The 18,617-nt window shown below is 72.9% G+C and carries 12 protein-coding genes and 1 pseudogene; 7 read left to right on the top strand and 6 right to left on the bottom strand.

Going from position 1 to position 18,617, the window contains the following annotated elements:
- Positions 1–112 precede the first annotated feature (112 nt).
- Complete coding sequence (locus ACSMXO_RS15630; protein ID WP_455418289.1) at positions 113–1,018, top strand: phosphatase PAP2 family protein; 906 nt, start codon at positions 113–115, stop codon at positions 1,016–1,018.
- Positions 1,019–1,096: 78 nt separating this feature from the next.
- Here ACSMXO_RS15630 and ACSMXO_RS15635 read toward each other — a convergent pair whose 3' ends face one another.
- Positions 1,097–3,841 carry an ATP-binding protein gene (locus tag ACSMXO_RS15635; protein ID WP_455418290.1) on the bottom strand — a complete coding sequence of 915 codons (2,745 nt, stop codon included), beginning with the start codon at positions 3,839–3,841 and terminating at the stop codon, positions 1,097–1,099.
- 136 nt (positions 3,842–3,977) lie between these two features.
- Here ACSMXO_RS15635 and ACSMXO_RS15640 point away from each other — a divergent pair, with 136 nt between their 5' ends.
- From ACSMXO_RS15640 to ACSMXO_RS15660, 5 genes and pseudogenes are all read left to right on the top strand, one after another.
- Positions 3,978–4,553 (top strand): dihydrofolate reductase family protein, encoded by a 576-nt coding sequence (locus ACSMXO_RS15640; RefSeq protein WP_346261886.1) that lies wholly within the window; start codon positions 3,978–3,980, stop codon positions 4,551–4,553.
- Between the two features lie 98 nt (positions 4,554–4,651).
- Positions 4,652–4,996, top strand: a complete 345-nt coding sequence (locus ACSMXO_RS15645) for a DUF1801 domain-containing protein (protein ID WP_346261887.1) — start codon at positions 4,652–4,654, stop codon at positions 4,994–4,996.
- A gap of 289 nt (positions 4,997–5,285) precedes the next feature.
- Positions 5,286–5,537: pseudogene (locus ACSMXO_RS15650) on the top strand (maleylpyruvate isomerase N-terminal domain-containing protein); the annotation flags it as partial.
- 346 nt (positions 5,538–5,883) lie between these two features.
- Positions 5,884–6,798 carry a serine hydrolase gene (locus ACSMXO_RS15655; protein ID WP_455418291.1) on the top strand — a complete coding sequence of 305 codons (915 nt, stop codon included), beginning with the start codon at positions 5,884–5,886 and terminating at the stop codon, positions 6,796–6,798.
- Positions 6,795–8,993, top strand: a complete 2,199-nt coding sequence (locus ACSMXO_RS15660; protein ID WP_455418292.1) for a transglycosylase domain-containing protein — start codon at positions 6,795–6,797, stop codon at positions 8,991–8,993. The genes ACSMXO_RS15655 and ACSMXO_RS15660 overlap by 4 nt, the downstream gene beginning before the upstream one ends.
- 50 nt (positions 8,994–9,043) lie before the next feature.
- Here ACSMXO_RS15660 and ACSMXO_RS15665 read toward each other — a convergent pair whose 3' ends face one another.
- Positions 9,044–9,877 (bottom strand): DUF1028 domain-containing protein, encoded by an 834-nt coding sequence (locus ACSMXO_RS15665; protein ID WP_455418293.1) that lies wholly within the window; start codon positions 9,875–9,877, stop codon positions 9,044–9,046.
- 83 nt (positions 9,878–9,960) lie between these two features.
- Between ACSMXO_RS15665 and ACSMXO_RS15670 the strand changes: the two genes are divergently transcribed.
- On the top strand, positions 9,961–10,941 hold the full coding sequence (locus ACSMXO_RS15670) for an LLM class F420-dependent oxidoreductase (RefSeq protein WP_455419246.1): 981 nt from the start codon (positions 9,961–9,963) through the stop codon (positions 10,939–10,941).
- 273 nt (positions 10,942–11,214) lie between these two features.
- On the opposite strand, the gene ACSMXO_RS15675 is transcribed toward ACSMXO_RS15670, so the two are convergent.
- The 4 genes from ACSMXO_RS15675 to ACSMXO_RS15690 are packed head-to-tail and all read right to left on the bottom strand — an operon-like array spanning position 11,215 to position 18,404.
- Complete coding sequence (locus tag ACSMXO_RS15675) at positions 11,215–13,530, bottom strand: DUF3488 and transglutaminase-like domain-containing protein (RefSeq protein WP_455419247.1); 2,316 nt, start codon at positions 13,528–13,530, stop codon at positions 11,215–11,217.
- Positions 13,531–13,571: 41 nt separating this feature from the next.
- Entirely contained in the window at positions 13,572–14,726 is a 1,155-nt protein-coding gene (locus ACSMXO_RS15680) for a DUF58 domain-containing protein (protein WP_455418294.1), read from the bottom strand.
- Positions 14,727–14,768: 42 nt separating this feature from the next.
- On the bottom strand, positions 14,769–15,764 hold the full coding sequence (locus tag ACSMXO_RS15685) for an AAA family ATPase (protein WP_455418295.1): 996 nt from the start codon (positions 15,762–15,764) through the stop codon (positions 14,769–14,771).
- A gap of 33 nt (positions 15,765–15,797) precedes the next feature.
- Positions 15,798–18,404, bottom strand: coding sequence for a fibronectin type III domain-containing protein (locus ACSMXO_RS15690; RefSeq protein ID WP_455419248.1), 2,607 nt, complete (start codon positions 18,402–18,404; stop codon positions 15,798–15,800).
- Between the last annotated feature and the right edge of the window lie 213 nt (positions 18,405–18,617).

An 18,617-nucleotide genomic window follows, 5' to 3' on the forward strand; every position in this document is an offset into this window, starting at 1 on the left:
CCCGTGGCGGCCCCTCCCGCTTCTTGCTGTCCGCCCCCTTCCACCCCCTTGCGCCACTCGCGGATCGAGTGCGGTGTCGGCTATGCCGGGAGCGTCCGATACGGTGTCCGGCGTGCGTGGCCGAAGCGGCATCCTGACAGCCTCCTGGCTGGTCCTGTTGACCGCACTCCAGATCCTCGCGTTCGTCGTGGTCTGGCGGTTCGCCGTCGGCACCGAACAGGGCCAGGTGCTGGACACGATCGCACTGACCGGCAACTCGATCGGGCAACACCGGATCGAGGGCATCGTCGGCGGCGTACTGAACGCGGTCTCCCTGCTGTCGCTGCTGGCCGCCACCGCGGTCATCGGCTTCATCGCGCTGATCCGGGTCCGGATCACGCTGGCGGTGGTGACCGTGCTGCTGATCGTGGGCGCCAACCTCACCACCCAGGCGCTGAAGTCCTTCATCGAGCGACCCGACTTCGATGTTGACGAGGCCCGCGAGGCGGCCGGCAACAGCCTGCCCAGTGGACACACCGCGGTCGCCGCCTCGGTGGCGATCGCCCTGGTCATGGTGCTGCCGCCCCGGGTCAGGGGCTGGGGTGCGCTGGTCGGCGCCGGGTATGCCGCCGCGGCCGGTGTCGCCACCCTGTCGGCCGGCTGGCACCGGCCCAGCGACGCCGTGGCGGCGCTGCTGGTGGTCGGCGCCTGGGCGTCGGCGGCCAGCCTGGTGCTGCTGCTGACCCAACGCGAGACCGCGCAGGTCGCCGCCGCGGACGGCAACCGGCGGGCCGCCGCCGTGTTGGGCGTGGTCGGCCTGGCCCTGCTGCTGGTCGCCGCGGTCGCCCTCGGCTGGACCGACGGCATGCGGTCGACGCCGATCTCCGAGTTCGGCCGACGCCAGCTCCTGATCGCGTACGGCGGCAGCGCGGCGGGGATCGCCGGCACCGCCGCCCTGGTGACAGCCCTGGTACTGGTCACCCTGCACCGGGTGGTGCCCCGATATACCGGCCGAGGCGTCACCGGTCCGGCCGGCTAAGAGCTCCTGCCAGAGGTGGCCAGACTACGGGCGGCCGCTGGCGCCGATTCCCACACTCAACAGAGGTAGGAGTTCTCCTCAAACTCCCTGAGCCGGAACCTCGACACCGAGGGTGGCGAGCTCCCGCCGGCCTTCGGCGGCACGGTCCGGCAACAGCAGGAGCGTGGATGCGCGTTCGAACCGGGCGCCGATCCGTTCCCACCCCGCCACGGCGGCGGTGAGGGCGGCGCTGTCGCCGTAATGGCGGCCTCGGGCGCGGGCGGTGCAGGCGGCGGCCCACGCGCTTTCGTGCCGCTCGGCGGCCGATAGCAGGTCCGGCGCGTCGGGAAGCCCGGCGACGACCGCCAGCTCGGCACCCACCGCCCGGGAGTAGGGCGGAGACCAGCTTCGGATGCCGTTGAAGGCCAACCGGACGAGCGCGGCGGCGTCCTCGACCCGCCCGGCGTGTACGGCGAGCCGCGCGTCGACCATCGTCACGAACGTGGAGTGCGCGGGTAGCTCCCCGATGACCTCGATCGCGCGGGAACGCCACAGTGCGTACCCCTCGTCGTCGCCGCGCAGCCCGTGGACGAGGGCGACGGCGGCCATCGGCGGCGACATCGTGCCGGTGCGCGGACGGCCGGCCCGCTGCCAACCGTCCCACGCGGTGCCCGCCATTCGCAGCGCCTCGTCGAAGCGCCCGCTGAGCACCAGCGGGGTGATCAGGAGGGCGGCCGAGTAGTACGAGCTGCCGGCGAGGTCGTCGTCCATGGTCCGCTGCCCGATCGACAGGGCGGCCGGTAGGTCACCGACGCCGAGGGCGGCCAGGTGGGCCATGCGGTACGTGTCGACGATCTCCGGGGCGGCGTTCGGGTCGTGCCGGGGCATCGCGGGCAGCAGGGCCAACCGTTCGTCCATCACCCGGCGCACATCCGCGCCGCGCCCCGCCACGATGCCGGCAGTGGCCACCGCGTCCAGAGCCGCGCTGGTCAGCACCGGATCGCCGGTGGCTCGGGCGGCTGCCGCAGCGGCCTCGGCGAGTGCCGGGTCCGCCTCGTACCTGTCGGAGGTCGCGGCCCACGCCGCCGCCTCGGCGAGCCGGGCCGCCACCACGGCGTCGCTCGACCCGTCAGCCGCGGACGCGGCCTCGTCGAGGAGGTCACGCAGGCGCTCGTACGGGACCTCCGTGGCGAACCCTGCCGGATGCCGCCGGGCGGTGGTGACCGCCTGCGCCAGCGCGATGGCCGTGGCCCCGTGATCCCCGGCCGTGCGGGCCCGCTCCGCGGCGGCGAGCAGCAGGTCGAAGGGCCGCTGACCGTCGTCGCCGATGGCATGGGAAACGGCGGAGGCGGCGGACAGGTCCGCCGCGGCCTCGCCCGGAGCGGGGGCCAGCTCGGCGGCGGCCCGGTAGTGGCCGAGCGATTCCATCAGGAACCGCCGCGTGTAGGCGAGGTGGGCCAGTGCCCGAGCCAGCCGGTGTGGCAGCTCAGCCGGGCCTTCGGGGGCGGCGGCGAGGGCGGCTCTCAGGTCGTCGGCGACCGCGTCGAACTCTTCGTACCACTCGTCGCCGTCCAGCCTCGTCTCCAGTTCGGTGGCGACGTCCGCCGCCCAGCGCAGGTGCCGGTCCTGGGTCTCCGGCCGCTCGCCCGACGCGTCCAGTTGTTCGGCGGCGAACGCGCGTACCGTCTGCAGCAGTCGCCACCGGGCCGCGCCACCCCGGCGATGCACGGTGACCAGGCTCTTGTCCGCGAGCCTGCCAAGCACGTCGGCGACCGCACCGCGGGTGCTCCCGGCGGGGCTCACCGCGGCGACGGCGTCGAGGTCGAATGCCCCAGCGAAGGCGGCGAGCCGCCGGAACAGTGCCCGTTCCTCGTCATCGAGCAGGTCGTAGCTCCAGCCGATGACCGCGCGCAGCGAGCGGTGCCGCTCGTCCACACCCCTGCCGCCGGCCACCAGCCGTAGGTGGTCGTCGAGTGCGGCCAGCAACCCGTTCTCGCCCAGGGTGGCGCTGCGTGCCGCAGCCAGCTCGATCGCCAACGGCATGCCGTCCAGCCGCGTGCACAGCTTGGCGACCACCACAGGGTCCGCCGCGAACCCGGGGTCCGCAGCGGTGGCGCGGTCGATGAAGAGTCGCTCGGCGTCGGACTCCAGCGGCAGCGGGCCGAGCGGTACGGCACGCTCGCCCGGTACGCCGAGTCGTTCCCGGCTGGTGGCGAGGATGCGGGTCCCAGGGCAGCCGGCCAGCACCCGCTCCGCGAACGGCGCCACCACGTCGATCACATGCTCGCAGTTGTCCAGCACCAGCAGCGATCGGCCCTCTCCGAGCCGTTCCAGCACGGCGTCCTCCAGCGACTGCTGGGGGCGCTCGCTGACGCCGAGCGCGGCGGCAACCGCCTGCGCGACGTACCCACCGCGGGCCGGGACGAGATCGACGAACGCGCCGCCGGAGGGGAAGGAAGGCCCCGCCGCCTCGGCGATCTGGCCCGCCAGCCGCGTCTTTCCCACCCCGCCCGGCCCCACCACGGTCACCAGCCGCGCGCTGCGCAGCATCTCCATCAGGTGCTCGTGTTCGGCGCTCCTGCCGATGAAGGTGGTGAGCGCTGGTTGCAGGCCGGCCAGCCGCCCTGGCACCGGCGCCCCTGCCTGCGCCTGTACAGCGATTTCGGCGAGCGCCCTCCGATCGGCGACGCCGTACTTGCGTAGCAGCGCGGAGACGTGACTCTCCACAGTCCGTACAGAGATGTGCAGCCTGCCGGCGATGTCGGCGTTGGACAGGCGCGCGCCGAGCATGACGAGTACCTCGATCTCTCGCTTCGACGCTCCGGCGGGATACGCGACGGTCATCGCACCATCATGCCTGACTCCGGGATCAGGTATTGGTGCTCCAATGGGTGGTGGAATACGTGGTCGCCACTGATGCCCGTGCCGTCCCCGTGCTGGAGGCTCTATCTCAGGTCACCGAAGCACCCGGGAGGCACATATGGGACGCATTGTTTTGTCCATCTTCACGACCGCCGACGGGGTCGTCGATGACCCGCAGCGGTTTACCTTCCAGTTCGTCAGCGAGGACTCCATGCGAACCGGGCTGGAGCAGCTCCGGGCCGCCGACGCGTTGCTGCTCGGCCGGGCCACCTACGAGGGGTTCGCTGCCTCTTGGCCGAACATGACCGACGAGGCCGGTTTCGCCGACAAGATGAATAACATGCCCAAGTACGTCGTCTCGACGACGCTGAAGCGGGGCGAGTGGAACAACACCACCGTCATCAGCGAGAACGTCGCTGAGACGATCGCGAAGCTGAAGGCCGAGCTGGATGGCGACATCCTGATCTACGGCAGTGTCGCACTGGTCAGGTGGCTGCTGCGCAACGAGCTCCTCGACGAACTGCGCCTGGTCACCTACCCCGTCGTGATGGGCGGTGGGGTGCGCCTCTTCGAAGAGTCGGGCGGGCCGATGGTCCTTCGGCTGGTCGGCACGCAGGCGTTCGACTCGGGCGTGGTCGTGTTGACCTACACCCCCAGCCAGGACGACCTCGTCGGGTGGGGGCAGGAGTCCTGAGGCTCCTGTCGGTGAAGGGTGACCGAGGCGGCATGCCGGCAGGATCCGGATGTACGACGAGACACCGCTCTTGACGAACGGTGATGAAGGAGAAGACCGTGAGTGACAGTGTTACGCAGTACATCAACAAGGCACAGCCGTGGCAGACCGATGTGTGCGAGAAACTACGTACGATGGTCGGCCAGACCGTTCCAGGTGTCGAGGAGCGGCTCCAGTACGGCAAGCCGCACTACCTCAAGAACGGGCACTACGCGGCTGTCATCGCGGTGGCCAAGGCCAAGGTCTCGTTCATGGTGTTCAACGCGACGGACATCCCAGAGGTCAAGGGACTCCTTCGGGCATTGGGCAACGGTGAACGCAAAGCCGTCGACATCAAAGAAGGGCAGGACGTCGACTACGCCGCACTCGCCAGCATCCTGGCAAAGACCACGACCGCCCTGTAGCTGGCAGAGTATGCGGGTTGGCCGAGGAGCGGCGCAGGGGCAACGTGACCGGACCGCCTGCTGCGGGCGACGCTCGACCCCGGCCTCCCGCCGGCAGGCCGGGTGCGGGTGACTGCACCCGGCCTGCCGCCGATTGCGGGCACGGTGGATGTCGTCAATCCACATCCTCGCCGTACGCAGGCACGACGCGCGGGCGCAGCACTTACCGTCCCTCGGCGAACCGGGCGGGAATGAGCAGGAGCGATGGGCGCTCGTACCTTGCGTCGATGCGCGCTTGTAACCTGACGACGTGCGGGTGGTCGAGGTGTTCCGGGGCGAAGCCGTCCGGCTCGCCGAGGTGCTGGCCGGGCTCACCGAGCCGGAGTTCGCCCGACCGACGCTATGTCCACCGTGGGACGTACGGGAGCTGGCCGCGCACGTGAGCACCGGGGCCGGCCGGGTGGTCGGGATGCTGGCCGAACCGGCGCCGCCGCGCGCCGAGGTCGACGCCGCCGCGTACTTCGGGCCGGCGAAGTTCACTCCGGAGACCGACGCGGCTCGGGCCGCCACGCGCCGCCTCAGCCCGTCACCAACCGAGGGCGGGCAACTCGGCGCGGCGTACATCCGGGGGCAGCGCGGACCGGACGGGAGAGAAAGCCGCCGCACCCGCGTCTTTCGAATCCCACCGCGCGCCGGGTGGACGCCGTCCGCCTGCGGAAACTGCCAAGGCCCGGAAAATCCGGCCAGCGGCGGCACACTGCTCGACTCCTCCGAGCAACGTATTAGATCTGACTGTCGTCCTTATAGGCGTCGGAGCGCCGCTTGGGAGGATGATCATGATTTGTTCGGAGTCGTCCCGCGTTGCGGACCCGCCGGTTGCCCCGGCTCCGGTCGCCGGGGAGTGCTGATTGGACGCGGCGACGAGCGACGGCCAGACGGCCGACGTACCCGATTCCCCGGCGCCGGCCCGGCGGCGGGGGCGACGGCGGGCGTTACGCCTGGGACTGGTCGGCGTGCTCGTGACGGTGCTGGGCGCGGCGTCAGTGGTCGGGGTGCATCGGTGGCGGGCCGTGACCGGCGCACCGCCGGTCGAGCCCGACCGGGTCGCCTGGGCGCTGCTCGACCTGCCCACCAGGACGCTGCGAACCTCGGCCGAGGCGACGCAGACCTACACCGCCGAATCGATGATCAAGGTGTGGATAGCCGCCGACGACCTGCGTCGGCTCGCCGAGCGCGACATCCGGCCGCACCCCGACGAGATCGCGGCGCTCTCCGCGATGATCCGGGACAGTGACGACCACGCCGCCGAGGTGATCTACCAGCGGAACGGCGAGGACGCCGTCATCGAACGCCTGATCACGATCTGCGGACTCACCGAGACGACGGTACGGCCCGGCTGGTGGTCGCTCACCCGGATGACGGCCCGGGACGCCGCCCGGATGGGCGGCTGCGTGGCCGACGGCCGCGCCGCTGGTCAGAGGTGGACCAGATGGGTACTCGACCAGATGCGGCGGGTGCGGGGTGAGGGCTACTTCGGAATCGTCTCGGCACTGCCGCGCGCGGAGCGGGCCGGGCTGGCCATCAAGAACGGCTGGACGCTGCACGTGAACGAGGGGCGGTGGGCGGTCAACTGTCTGGCCGTCTCGGCCCGCTGGGTGCTGGTGGTGCAGACCGGCTATTCGACCGCGCGGGGCGGTCTCGACCACGGCGGCCGGACCTGCACCGAGGTGGCGCGCCAGGTGCTTGCGCCGGCCACCGGTCCGGTCGGGACGCCGGCCGGGGTGAGCGCCGACGCGCTCGGATGGTCCGGGAACGCCCGGTGAGGGGGGTGGCCGCGCTGGGCCGCAGCCTGCGTGGACTGCTGACCCGGATCGTCGTCCGGCACCGCCGGCGATGGCTGCGCTGGGGGAGCCTTCTCCTCGTCCTGCTGCTGCTCGGCTCCGGCGGACTGGGCTGGTACGTCCGGTCGATTCCGCTGCCGGACGACCCCAGGCCGGTGCAGGCGTCGATCCTCTACTACCGGGACGGGCGAACCATCCTGGCCCGGGTGGGCGTCGCCGACCGCACCGACGTGCCGCTGGCCCAGGTGCCGACACCGGTCCGCCGGGCCGTGCTGGCCGCCGAGGACCGGGACTTCTACCAGCACTCCGGCGTCTCCGCCCGGGGCGTCGCCCGGGCGATCTGGGCCGGCCTCACCGACGGCGGGACCCAGGGCGCCTCCACCATCACCCAGCAGTACGCCCGCAACGCGTATCTCAGCCAGGAGGTGACCGCCGACCGGAAGGCGAAGGAGGCGGTGCTCGCCGCCAAGCTGGAACGCCGGTACGCCAAGGACGCCATCCTGGAGCGGTACCTGAACACCATCTACTTCGGACGCGGCGCGTACGGCATCCAGGCCGCGGCCGGGGCCTACTTCGGGGTCACCGTCGACCGGCTCAGCCCGCAGCAGGGCGCTGTGCTGGCGGCGCTGATCAAGGACCCGTGGCGGTTCGACCCGGCGGTGGACGGGGCAGCGGCGCGGGACCGATGGCTCTGGATCATGCGGGCGATGGAGTCGCTGGGCTGGGCGGAGCCGGGCGCCGCCGCCGTGCCGTATCCGGCGGTGGCCGATCGGTCGCCGACCCGGGATGCCCTGAGCGGCCCGCTGGGGCTGGTCGTCGACGCGGTGGAGAGCGAACTCGCCGAGCGGGGGATCGGACGCCAGGTGCTGCACACCGGCGGGTTGCGGGTGGTCACCACCCTGGACGCCACCGCGCAGACCGCGGCTGTCCGCAAGGTCACCCGGGCCCTGGCCGAGCAGCCGTTCGGACTCCGGGCGGCGTTGGTGGCGATCGACCCCCGGACCGGCGGGATTGCCGCCTACTACGGCGGCGACCGGGGCAGCGGCTACTTCGACGACGCGTTGGCGCCCCGGCCACCCGCCTCGACGTTCAAGCCACTGGTGCTGGCCGAGGCGCTCAACCAGGGCATCTCCTACCGGTCGCGGTGGGACGGGAGCAGCCCCCGCCAGTTCGCCGACCGGTACGGGGTCCCGCTGGTCAACCGTCGCGACCTGCAATGCGCCGACTGTCCACTCGACCGGGCAATGGAACTGTCGCTGAACACGCCGTACTACGCCCTCGCCGGGCGGGTCGGGCCGGACCGGGTACGCCGGCTGGCCCAGGCGATGGGCGTGCCGGCCCGGTACGGTGACCGGCCCACCCTGGTGGACGCCGCCAACGAGCCGGCGCCGGGGCGTACCCGGTCGGACATCGCGCTCGGCCGCTACCCGGTCGCCCCGGCCGACGTCGCGACCGTGTTCGCATCGCTGGCCAGCCAGGGTGAACGGCGCGAGCGGCACTTCGTCGCGTCCGTCGACGACATCCGCGGCCAACGCCGCTACACCGCGAAGCCGGCGGGGGTCCGGGTGCTCGCTCCGGCGGTCGCCGCCGACGTCGGCGCCGTGCTGCGCGGTGTGCTCGATCACCATGGCGGCGTACCCGGCCGGCCTGCTGCCGGCAAGACCGGCACCCAGCAGTACGGCGACACCGTGGACGTGCAGGACGCCTGGATGGCCGGCTACACCCCGCAGCTCGCCGCCGTGGTCTGGTTGGGACGGAGTACCCCCGGACCGGTTCGGGACGTACGTGAGCGACCGATCAACGGTGAGGACCTGCCGCTGGAGCTGTGGCGGGAGTTCCTCGTGGCGGCCCTCGCCGGCACGCCCGTCGTGCCGCTGCCGGCGCCGGCCCGACTCGGCAGCACGGACGTCGGCGACGCGGCGAAACCCCAGGCGCAGGCACCGGTGCGTACTCCGGAGCGGGCGGAACGGGCATCGAAACCGCCGGCCCCGCCCACGCCCACCCCGGACGAAAGCGTCAAGCCCTCCGGCCGGCCGCCCTCGTCGCCGACCGCCGGCGGGCCGCCGAACGGCAGATCCGGCGCCACCGACGCCTCGCCCGGCCGTGAAACCGACGGCAGCCCTCGGCCGTCGGCCTCACGACGTGGCTCGGACGCCCATTCGGGACTGGGCCCGTAGGCCCATTCGGGACTGGGCCCGTGGGTGGGCGACGTGGTTCGGACGCCCGCTCAGGACTGGGCGCGCAGGTGGGCCAGCACGACGGGGTCGATCCTGGCCGGCACCAGCCGCTCCTCCAGGTTCTCCACGCCGGCCCAGGCGGCGAGCCGCGCCTCCACCGCCGCACCGTCGCCCGGATGACCGACCCCGGCGAGCAGCCGCGACACCTCGTCGGCGAGGGCACCGGTCAGGTCGAGCAGCGTCTCCGGGTCGGGGCGCTCGAAGAGCATCCGGTGCACGTCCAGCAGCCGGGCCAGCTCGGTCACCGGGTCGGGGTGGTCGTCCACCCGCAGGTCCACCACGACGTCGCTGCCGCCGCCGTACCCGCCGCCGCGACCGACGACCAGCAGGGCGGCGCTCTGCCGGCCACGCCGGTCGCCGCCGGCCAGGTCGCCGGCCCGCAGTGCCCCGAGCAGCCGGTCCGGGAAGCGCTGGCCGGCACCGCCCAGCCAGGCGTCCCGCATCTCGTCGACGACCTGCGGCCCGACCAGGATGTTGCCCTGGGCCGCCCAGCCGGTGCCGGCCTGCCCACCGGCCCAGTCGTGGCAGTCGGCGCCGGTGTAGGTGGCGGCCGTACCGTCCGCGTCGACGATGCCGAGCTGCCGGTGCGTACGGGCGGGGTCGGCGGCGACCAGCCCGGCCAGCACGTCGGCCGCGGCCAGACCGGTACGCAGGAACGCCAGCCCCTGCGGCCGGTAGGCCAGGTTGGCGTGTGCCTGGGTGGCCAGGGCTCCCACCTCGGCCTCAGCGGCCGGCACCAGGGCACCGACACCGAGGAACTTGCTCGCGACCGCGACCCCGTGCAGCCGGCCGTCGTCGGATCGCGCCACGATCGAGAAGGTCACCGGCAGAGGCTACAAGAAGGGCGCGCTCGGTTGCTCGGACCTGAGCGAGCGGGCACCATCGACCGGTGACCACACGCTGGGGAATGACCGTGCCGCTGGGCGGCGTACCGCTCGACGGACACGACGCTATCTACGCCGCGCTCGCCGAGGCGGGTTTCACGGACCTGTGGTCCTCCGAGGTGGCCGGCAGCGACGCGTTCACCCCGCTGGCCCTCGCCGCCGCCTGGCAGCCGGCGCTGCGGTTGGGCACCGCGGTCGCGCCGGTCTTCACCCGAGGTCCCGGGCTGCTGGCGATGAGCGCGGCGGCGCTGGCCGAGGCCGCCCCCGGCCGGTTCTCGCTCGGGATCGGCGCCTCGTCACCGGTGCTGGTGCAGGACTGGAACGCGACGCGGTTCACCGAACCGTTCCGGCGCAGCCGGGACGTGCTGCGTTTCCTGCGGGCGGCGCTGCGGGGCGAGACGGTCGACGAGGTCTACGACACCTTCACCGTGCGGCGGTTCCGGTTGGAGCGGCCGCCGGCCGTACCGCCGCCGATCCTGTTGGCCGCGCTGCGACCCCGGATGCTGCGGCTGGCCGGTGCCGAAGCGGACGGGACGATCCTCAACTGGCTGACCGACGACGACGTGCCGAAAGTGCTCGCCGAGCTGGGGGAGCGCCGGCCCGGCTTCGAGGTGGCCGCCCGGATCTTCGTCTGTCCGACCGAGGACGCCGGGTACGCCCGGACGTTCGCCCGCCGCCTGATCGCCACCTACCTGACCGTCCCGGCGTACGCGGAGTTCCACCGCTGGCTCGGAAGGGAACCAGTGATCGCGCCGATGTGGCGGGCCTGGGCGGCCGGTGACCGCCGGGGTGCTGCCGAGCTGATCCCGGACGAGCTGGTCGACGCCCTGGTCGTGCACGGCAGCCTTGAGACGTGCCGGGCCCGCGTCGAGCGGTACGTGGCGGCCGGAGTCGATGTTCCGGTGCTGGCCCTGCTGCCCACCCCGGAGGTGGCGACCGGTGGCGCCGCCGCGCTGACCACGCTGATCGCGCAGCTCGGCCCGGCGACCCTGCCCCCGGGCTGACCCCGACCCGGACGGCCGGCCGGCGTCGCGCGCCTTGGCGGCAGCGGTGCTGCACCGGTCTCTGGCGGATCGGGCGGCCGTCCGGGCTCCGGCTGTCGGTGGAGTAGTCGTCGGGCGCCGGCCGTCGGCGGGACGGTTGTCGGGTACCGGCTGTCGGTGGAGTAGTCGTCGGGTACCGGCTGTCGGCGGGACGGTTGTCGGATGCCGGGTGCTGGCGGGACAGGCGTCGGTCGCCGACCTGCCGCTCGGGGCTGGCCCGACCCGGAGGGCTGGTCAGCGCCGCCAGCGGAGTGGGCCGGGGTGCAGCGACCAGAGCACCCGACGCCACCACGGCCGGTCGGCGCGGAGTTCCGCCGCGTACGCCACCGCCAGCTCGCCGGCCCGCCGGGCCTGGTCGTCGGTGGCGTTGCCGGGCGCGAACGCGGCCAGGTTGACCAGCGCGGCCAGGTCGTCGACCGGCGGTGTCGCCGGGCGGAGTGCGCCGCGCTGGCCCGGCTGTTCCGGTCCACCGCCGCCGTCCGGCTCCTGCTCCGCCACACCGTGCAGCGTGGACCGGGCGTGCTCGGCGACCTCGGTGGCGGCCAGGTGATCCGGCACGGGTCTGCCGGCCAGGCGCAACGCGTCGGTCACCTCCCGCCAGGCTCCGGCGATCCGCTGCGCGGGCGGCCCCTCGGCGAGCCGGCGGCGACGCTGGGACCGGCGCAGGCCGACGACCAGGGTGGCCAGCCCGGCGAGCAGGAGCAGCAGACCGCCGGTACCGCCGCCGACCAGGACGGGAGTGCCGAGGCCGCCACCCCGGCCCGGGGCCGCCTGCGGATCCGGGGTACCGCTCGGCGTGGCCGCCGGGCTCTGCGTCGCCTCGTCCGGCGGCGGGGTGGGATCCTCCGGCTCGGGCTTGAAGTCCTGCTCGACCGGCTTGGGGCGGGTGTTCGGCTTCGGCAGCGGGTCGAACGCCACCCAGCCGAGGCCGTCGAAGAGCACCTCCGGCCAGGCGAGGGCGTCCGCGCCGCGTACCGGTCCGGTGCCGGTCGGCGACTGGAAGCCGACCACCACCCTGGTGGGCAGCCCGGTCATCCGGCCGAGTACGGCGAACGCGGCGGCGAACTGCTCCGACGTGCCCCGCTGCCCGCCACCGTTGACCGGGCCGAAGAGGAAGAAGTTGAGGTTGGGATATGCGTGCCCGCTGGGGGCGTCGGCGACCACCCGATAGTGCTCGGCGAGGAACGTCTCGATCGCGTCGGCCCGGGCGTACGGCGCGCCGTTCTCCTCGGCGAGCTGCGCGGCGAGCTGCTGCATCTGCTCCGGCGCGCCGGGCTCGACCCTGAGGAACCGGGCCACCTCGTCGCCGGCCGGCACGTTCGCCGAGGGCAGCAGGCTGTAGTCGGGACTCTCCTGTCGGGAGGTGACCGAGTAGGTCAGTCCGGTCGTCAGTCCCTCCGGCCGGATCAGCGTCCCGCTGTCCTGGTCGTACGCCACCCGGGCGCCGGTCACCTCGCGCGGGGTGGGTACCGCCGGCAGCAGCCGACCGGTCAGGCTGTCGATGGTGATCTGCTGCACCACCTGCTTCACCCGGGCGTCCGGCAGCGGCTCCGGCTGGGGCAGCACCCGGCCCGCGTTCCGGTACGTCGCGCCGACCCGCCAGGTCACCCCGTCGTAGTCGCCGAGCACGGCGAGCCGGATCCGCTGGCCGGGCGGCGGGCCGTCCTCCTCGACGACCGGCTCCTCGCCGTCACCGGTCGGGCTCGGCGCGGCGGTGCCGGGCGGTTGCGGCCCATCCGCCCCGACGGTCGCCACGTCGAGCAGCTTCTGGTCCGGGTTCAGCGCCCAGCCGGAGATCCGGATCAGCGGATTCTCGTCGAGGCTGTCCACCTGGGGCGGTTGGACGTAGCGGCGCGGGTCGACCGGGGTGGTGCCGACCTGCCGGGCCACCACGGGCGCCACCAGGGCGGCGATCCCGAGCACCACGACCAGGCCCAACGCGGTGCTGGCGAGGGTGCGGGCCCGCAGCGCGGCCCGGACTCCGGGAGCCAGGTCGCCGGCCGGGTCGGGGCCGCCGCCGCGCTCCGGGCGGGCCGGCCGTCCACCGGCGGCCAGCGCCAGCGCACCGGCGGCGGCGAACGCGACCGTCAGCCAGGGCGTCGAATCGGCGTTCGGGCCGACCACGTAGAGCGCGCCCGCGTACAGGGCCGCGGGGGCGGTCAGGCCGAGCAGCACCCGGTCGGCCCGGACGCCGACCTCGGCACCGGCCAGCCCGGCCAGCCAGGCCGCGACCAGCGGCACGATCACGGTGTCCGGCATCGGCTCGACCGGGATCAGCGCGGTGAGCAGCCGGGGAATGCCGTTGCGGGCGGCGTCCGCCGTGATGTCGCCGAGCGACCCGGGCAGGTCGGCCCGGCGCGCGGTGAACCAGAGCGCGGCGGCGGTGTAGCCGAGCAGGGCCAGCACCGAGAGCGGGGCGACCAGCCAGGACGGCAGTCGCCGGGCGGCCAGACTCACCCCGACCGAGCCGACCGCCGCACCGAGGACGAGCTGGCCGAGCAGCGGGTCGGCGTACACCCCGCCGAGTACGGCGCCGGCCATGCCGATCATCGCCACCAGGGCCAGCGGCACCGGCAGCGTACGGAGGAATCTCACCACCGGCGGACTCCGTCCCACTCGGCCGCGAACTCCGCACCGTCGGCCGCGTCGATCACGACCAGCCCGGCGCTGCCTGCCGGGATCTGCCCGCCGGCTCCGAACACCCCGGCCACCACCGACGGGTACCCGGGGCGGAGCGCGCCGACGTAGCCGAGGTCGGCGGCGGCGCCCGGCCCGGTGAGGAAGACCAGGGTGTCACCGAGCCGTTCCTGCCGCAGTCGCAGCGTCGTGGTGCGCAGCGGGTCGCCCTCGGTGCCCTGCGCCCCGGGCACCAGGTCGGCGGCGGCGAGCCGGTCCAGGAACTCCCCGGACCCGTCGGAGTCGGCGACCAGCAGCAACGTCACCGGCAGGTCCTCCCGGCGGGCGGCGACCACCACCGAGGCGGCCGCCTCGCAGGCCGACTCGAACGTCTCGGCGATCCCGTCGACCCGTCCCGGATGGGCACCGGCCCGGTTGTCCAGCAGTACGACGATCCGGGGCAGGCTGGTGTCCAACTGCTCCTTGACCATCAGCTCGCCGACCTTGGCGCTGCTCCGCCAGTGCACCCGGCGCAGTTCGTCGCCGACGACGTACTCCCGGAGTGAGTCGAAGGTGATCGATCCCTGCGGTACCTTGTCGATCCGTCCGTCCATGCTCCGGGCGACCCCGGCCGGCACCGCGGCCAGCGGATGGATCCGGGGATGCACCCAGACCTGCGCGGTCTGGCCGTGCGAGCGGGCCACGGTGATCAGCCCGAGCGCATCCCGTCCGGTGACCCGCAGCGGGCCGACGTCGATCACGCCGCGCCGGATGGTGGGGACCGGATAGCTGACCGTGGTGTCCCGGCCGGGACGCAGCCGGAGCAGCGGCACCGGCACTGGGTGGGTGCCGCAGCGGTCCTCGGCGATCAGATTGGCCGAGCGGAGCCGGGCGCTGTTGCGCACCGTCAGGGTCATGGCGGCCGGCTCGCCCCGGCCCACCCGGTCGGGATCGGCGACCCGGGTGACGTCGAGCCGGGGCCGCCAGGCGGCGTTGCCGACAGCGCAGGCCACCGCGATGGCGGCGGTGGTGCCGAGCAGGGCGAGTTCGGGGTAGCCGAACCGGAAACCGGCGACGAGGAGGACGGCGGCACCGACGAGCAGACCGATGCCGCGCGAGGTGATCGTCATGACGCCGGGGTCGTCCGGGACGGGCGGGTCAGGTGCCGCACGTCAGGTGCCCGCCGAGGCCAACTGCCCCGAGGGCAGTGGCACCGGCACCGACGCGACCGCCTCGTAGAGCACGTCGGTCGCGGTGACCCCCCGGACCTGGGCGTCGGGGGAGAGCAGGATCCGGTGTGCGAAGACCGGCTCGGCGAGCGTCTTGAGGTCTTCGGGGAGGATCCAGCCGCGCCCGTCGATCAGGGCGTACGCGCAGGCCGCCCGGGTCAGCGCGATCACGCCCCGGGGGCTGACCCCGACCCGGACCTGCGGGTGGTTGCGGGTCGCCGCGGCCAGCCTGACCGCGTACGCGTAGAGCGGGTCGGCGATGTGCACCCGCTGGGCCATCCGGACCATCTCGCCGACGGTGGCGGTGTCGGTGACCGGCTCCAGCGCCTCCGGCGAGCGCATCGGTGCGCCCCGGAGCACCTCGATCTCGACCGCCTCGTCGGGATAGCCGACGGAGAGCTTCACCAGGAACCGGTCGAGCTGCGCCTCGGGCAGCCGGTAGGTGCCGTCCATCTCGACCGGGTTCTGGGTGGCGACCACCAGGAACGGCCGGGGTACCGGATGCCGAACCCCGTCCACCGTGACGTTGCGCTCCTCCATCACCTCCAGCAGCGCCGACTGGGTCTTCGGGGAGGCCCGGTTGATCTCGTCCGCGATGACGATGTTGGCGAATACCGGGCCGGGGTGGAACTCGAAACCCCGGCTGGCCTGGTTGAAGATGGTCACCCCGGAGACGTCGGCGGGGAGCAGGTCCGGGGTGAACTGGATGCGCCGCCACTGGCCGTGCACGGTCGCCGCGATCGCCCGGGCCAGGGTGGTCTTGCCCACCCCGGGCACGTCCTCCAGCAGGACGTGCCCCTGGGCGAAGAGCGCGGTGAGCGCCAGCCGGACCACGTGCGGCTTACCCAGCACCACCGAGTTGATGTTCTCGGCGACCCGGGCGGCCAGGTTGGCGAAGCCCTGCACATGGTGCGGGGTAAGCGGCTCGTGGTTGTTCACGGTCGTGGTGCTCCTGACTGGTGGTGCGTGCGGTCAGCAGTTCGGCAGGATGTTGATGTTGTCCCCACCCTCCAGATTGAGCCAGGCGAACGGGATGTAGTTGCGGCCCGAGAAGTTCACCTGAACCCACCAGGTGCTGCGCTTGTGGTTGTTGTAGATGTAGGCGTAGATCTCCGTCCCCTGAACCTTGCAGTACGCCTGCAACCGGCTACTCGGCTTTGCTCGGCCGACCTGCTTGTTGTTGTCCTGTCGGGGTACCGAGAAGATCTCGATTCCATCGCGGCCCTCCCCGTTCCCGTTGCAGTAGGTCGCCTCCGCACCGGAGGTGCCGTTCTTGCAGGTGGCGATGCCGAAGACGGAAGGGGTGGCCTTGCTGACCTCGTCGGTGCCGTCGCCGGCCGCGTTGTTCGCCGTCACGGTGAAGCTGTAGTTGGTGCCCGGGGTCAGCCCGGTGACCCGGATGCTGGAGCAGTTACCGTTGACCTTGGCCCGTCCGTCCGGGGTCACCGAACACTTCGCCGTGCCGCCGCCGTCGTTCACGGTGAAGTTGACCGTGACCGAGGTGGCGTCCGCGCTGGTGCCGGTGATAGTGACCCGGGGTTTCGCGACCGTGCTTGCAGTGTCGGTGGCGACGGCGCCGGGACCGGCCTCGTTGATCGCCTGCACCCGGACGGTGACCGACTGACCGTCGCCCAGCCCTCCCACGGTGGCCTGGGTGTCGGTCACCTCGCTGGTCTTGCCGCCCGCCTCGACCCGGTATTTCGTGATCGGCCGGCCGTTGTCGGCAGGCGGGCTCCAGGTCATCGAGACGGTGCCGCGCGAGCCGGCGACCGTCTTCGCCAGGAGGTTGACCGGCTTCGCCGGGGTGGTGAACGGGACCACGCTGTTGCTGGCCGGCGACGCGGCCGAGCCGGCGCCCTTCTCGTTGATCGAGACGACGGTGAAGGCGTACTGGTTGCCGTAGTCGAGTTCGCCGGCCGGGATCACCAGCTCGGTCTTGGTCGACTCGCCGACCGGGGCGTTGGCGCCGGCCGAGATCGCGGTCACGGCGTACTTGTTGATTTTGTAGCCCTGGCCGTTGGCGGCCGGCCACTTGACCAGCACGGTGCCGTCCGGCCGCTCCTCGGCGGTGACGCTGGCCGGCGGATCCGGCACCTCGGAGGTGGGCACCACCGGGTTGCTCTTCTTCGCCGGACCGGCGCCCTTGGCGTTCACCGCGTGCACCGAGAACTGGTAGGTCTCGCCGTTGGTCAGGCCGGTCACCTCCAGCGAGCGCTGGTTGGCGCCCACCTCGAAGGTCCGGCCGGCGCCCTGCACGACATAACGGGTGATGGCCGCACCGTTGGCCGCGGCGGGTCGCCAGTTCACCCGGGCCTGGGCGTTGCCGGCGGCGGCGGTCACCGACTTCGGCGCGCTCGGCTTGCTGATCACCGGCTTCGGCGGCGGCGGAGGCGGCGGCGGGTTCGGCGGCGGGTCACCACCGAGGACGTCGTTGGCGTACTTGTTGACCTCCTTGACCTGGTGCTTGTCGTCGATGACCCGGGCGACGGCGGAGTTCGGGGCGTTGATGAAGAGGTGGTTCTCCCGAACCTCCAGCTCCAGCGGGCCGTTGGCGCCCGGAATCTCGATCTTCTCCAGCAGCTTTCCGGTGGGGTCGAACGAGTAGACGGTGCCGGTGTCCTTGTCGGCGCAGTAGAACCGGTCCGCCCAGGCGACGGCGGGGCTGAGCTGGGTGCCGGCGCCGGGCACCTTGAACTGCTGCCCGACGGCGCCGTTGTCGGCCACCACGATGTTGCGGTCGTCCGACACGGTCACCGGCACCCGGAGGCCGGTGGTCCGGGGCGACATCTCGCCCGGGCCGGTGAGCGGCAGCTTGACCGGCCGCTTCTCCTTGCCGCGCAGCGTGGTCAGCGTGTTGGTGGTCCGGTCCAGCACCGCCACGCCGTCGTCGAGAGTGGAGAGAGCCAGGTCGTGGCTCGGGTCGGCGACCGCGTCGTTGAAGACCTGCTCCGGGCTGACGCTGCCGCCCGCGCCACCGCTGTCGGACTCCGGGAGCTTGGCGGCGGTGATGGCGGAGACGGTCCCCTCGCTGGGTACGGCGACCCAGAGCCGCCCGGTGCCGTCGAACTGGCCGCCGGTGATGCCCGGCGGATAGTGGATCTGCTCGCCGACCGGGGTCAGCGACCGGGGGTCGAGCTGGCGCACGATGCCCTGCACCGCGTCGACGACGAACGCCGCGTCCTCGTGCAGGGCCACGTTGACCCCGAGCCCGGCAGTGGTCTTGGTGGTCGCGATGATCTGCAGCGTGGCCAGGTCCAGCGAGCTGACCTGGCCGGTGTTCAGGTCGCGCAGGATCAGCAGCCGGTCGGTCTGCGCGACCTGCATCTGGTGGTTGCGACCCTGCGGGACCTGCACGCGGGTGTCGACCCGGCCGGTGACCCCGTTGACCCGGGCCACCTCGCTCTTGGTCATGCTCCACAGCCAGGAACTGGCATCGTAGCTGGCCACGGCGTTGTCAGCGGCGCCAAGGCCGAGCACGGTCAGCCCCATCGCGGCGGCCAGCGCCGCCACGGTGGCGATGGTGACCAGTCCGCCCCGGAGCCGGGAGCGGCGGCGGGCCGGGGGCGCGCCCGGCGCCACTCCGGCGGGGTCGACCCCGCCGGTGCCGTCACTGCCTGTCAAGCCGTTGTCTGTGGTGACCACAGCCGGCCGCCTCCCCACCCGTGGGCGGTCGTGTCTGACCGCCGTCGTCAGCGAATCTTTCCCGAAACCGCGTGCCATCATAGGGCCCGGGCTTTGCTCGCGGGTACCCGGAACGTGCCGTTGTGGACGGACGCGGCGCGAATTGTGGAT

The organism is Plantactinospora sp. DSM 117369 (genome assembly GCF_053764795.1).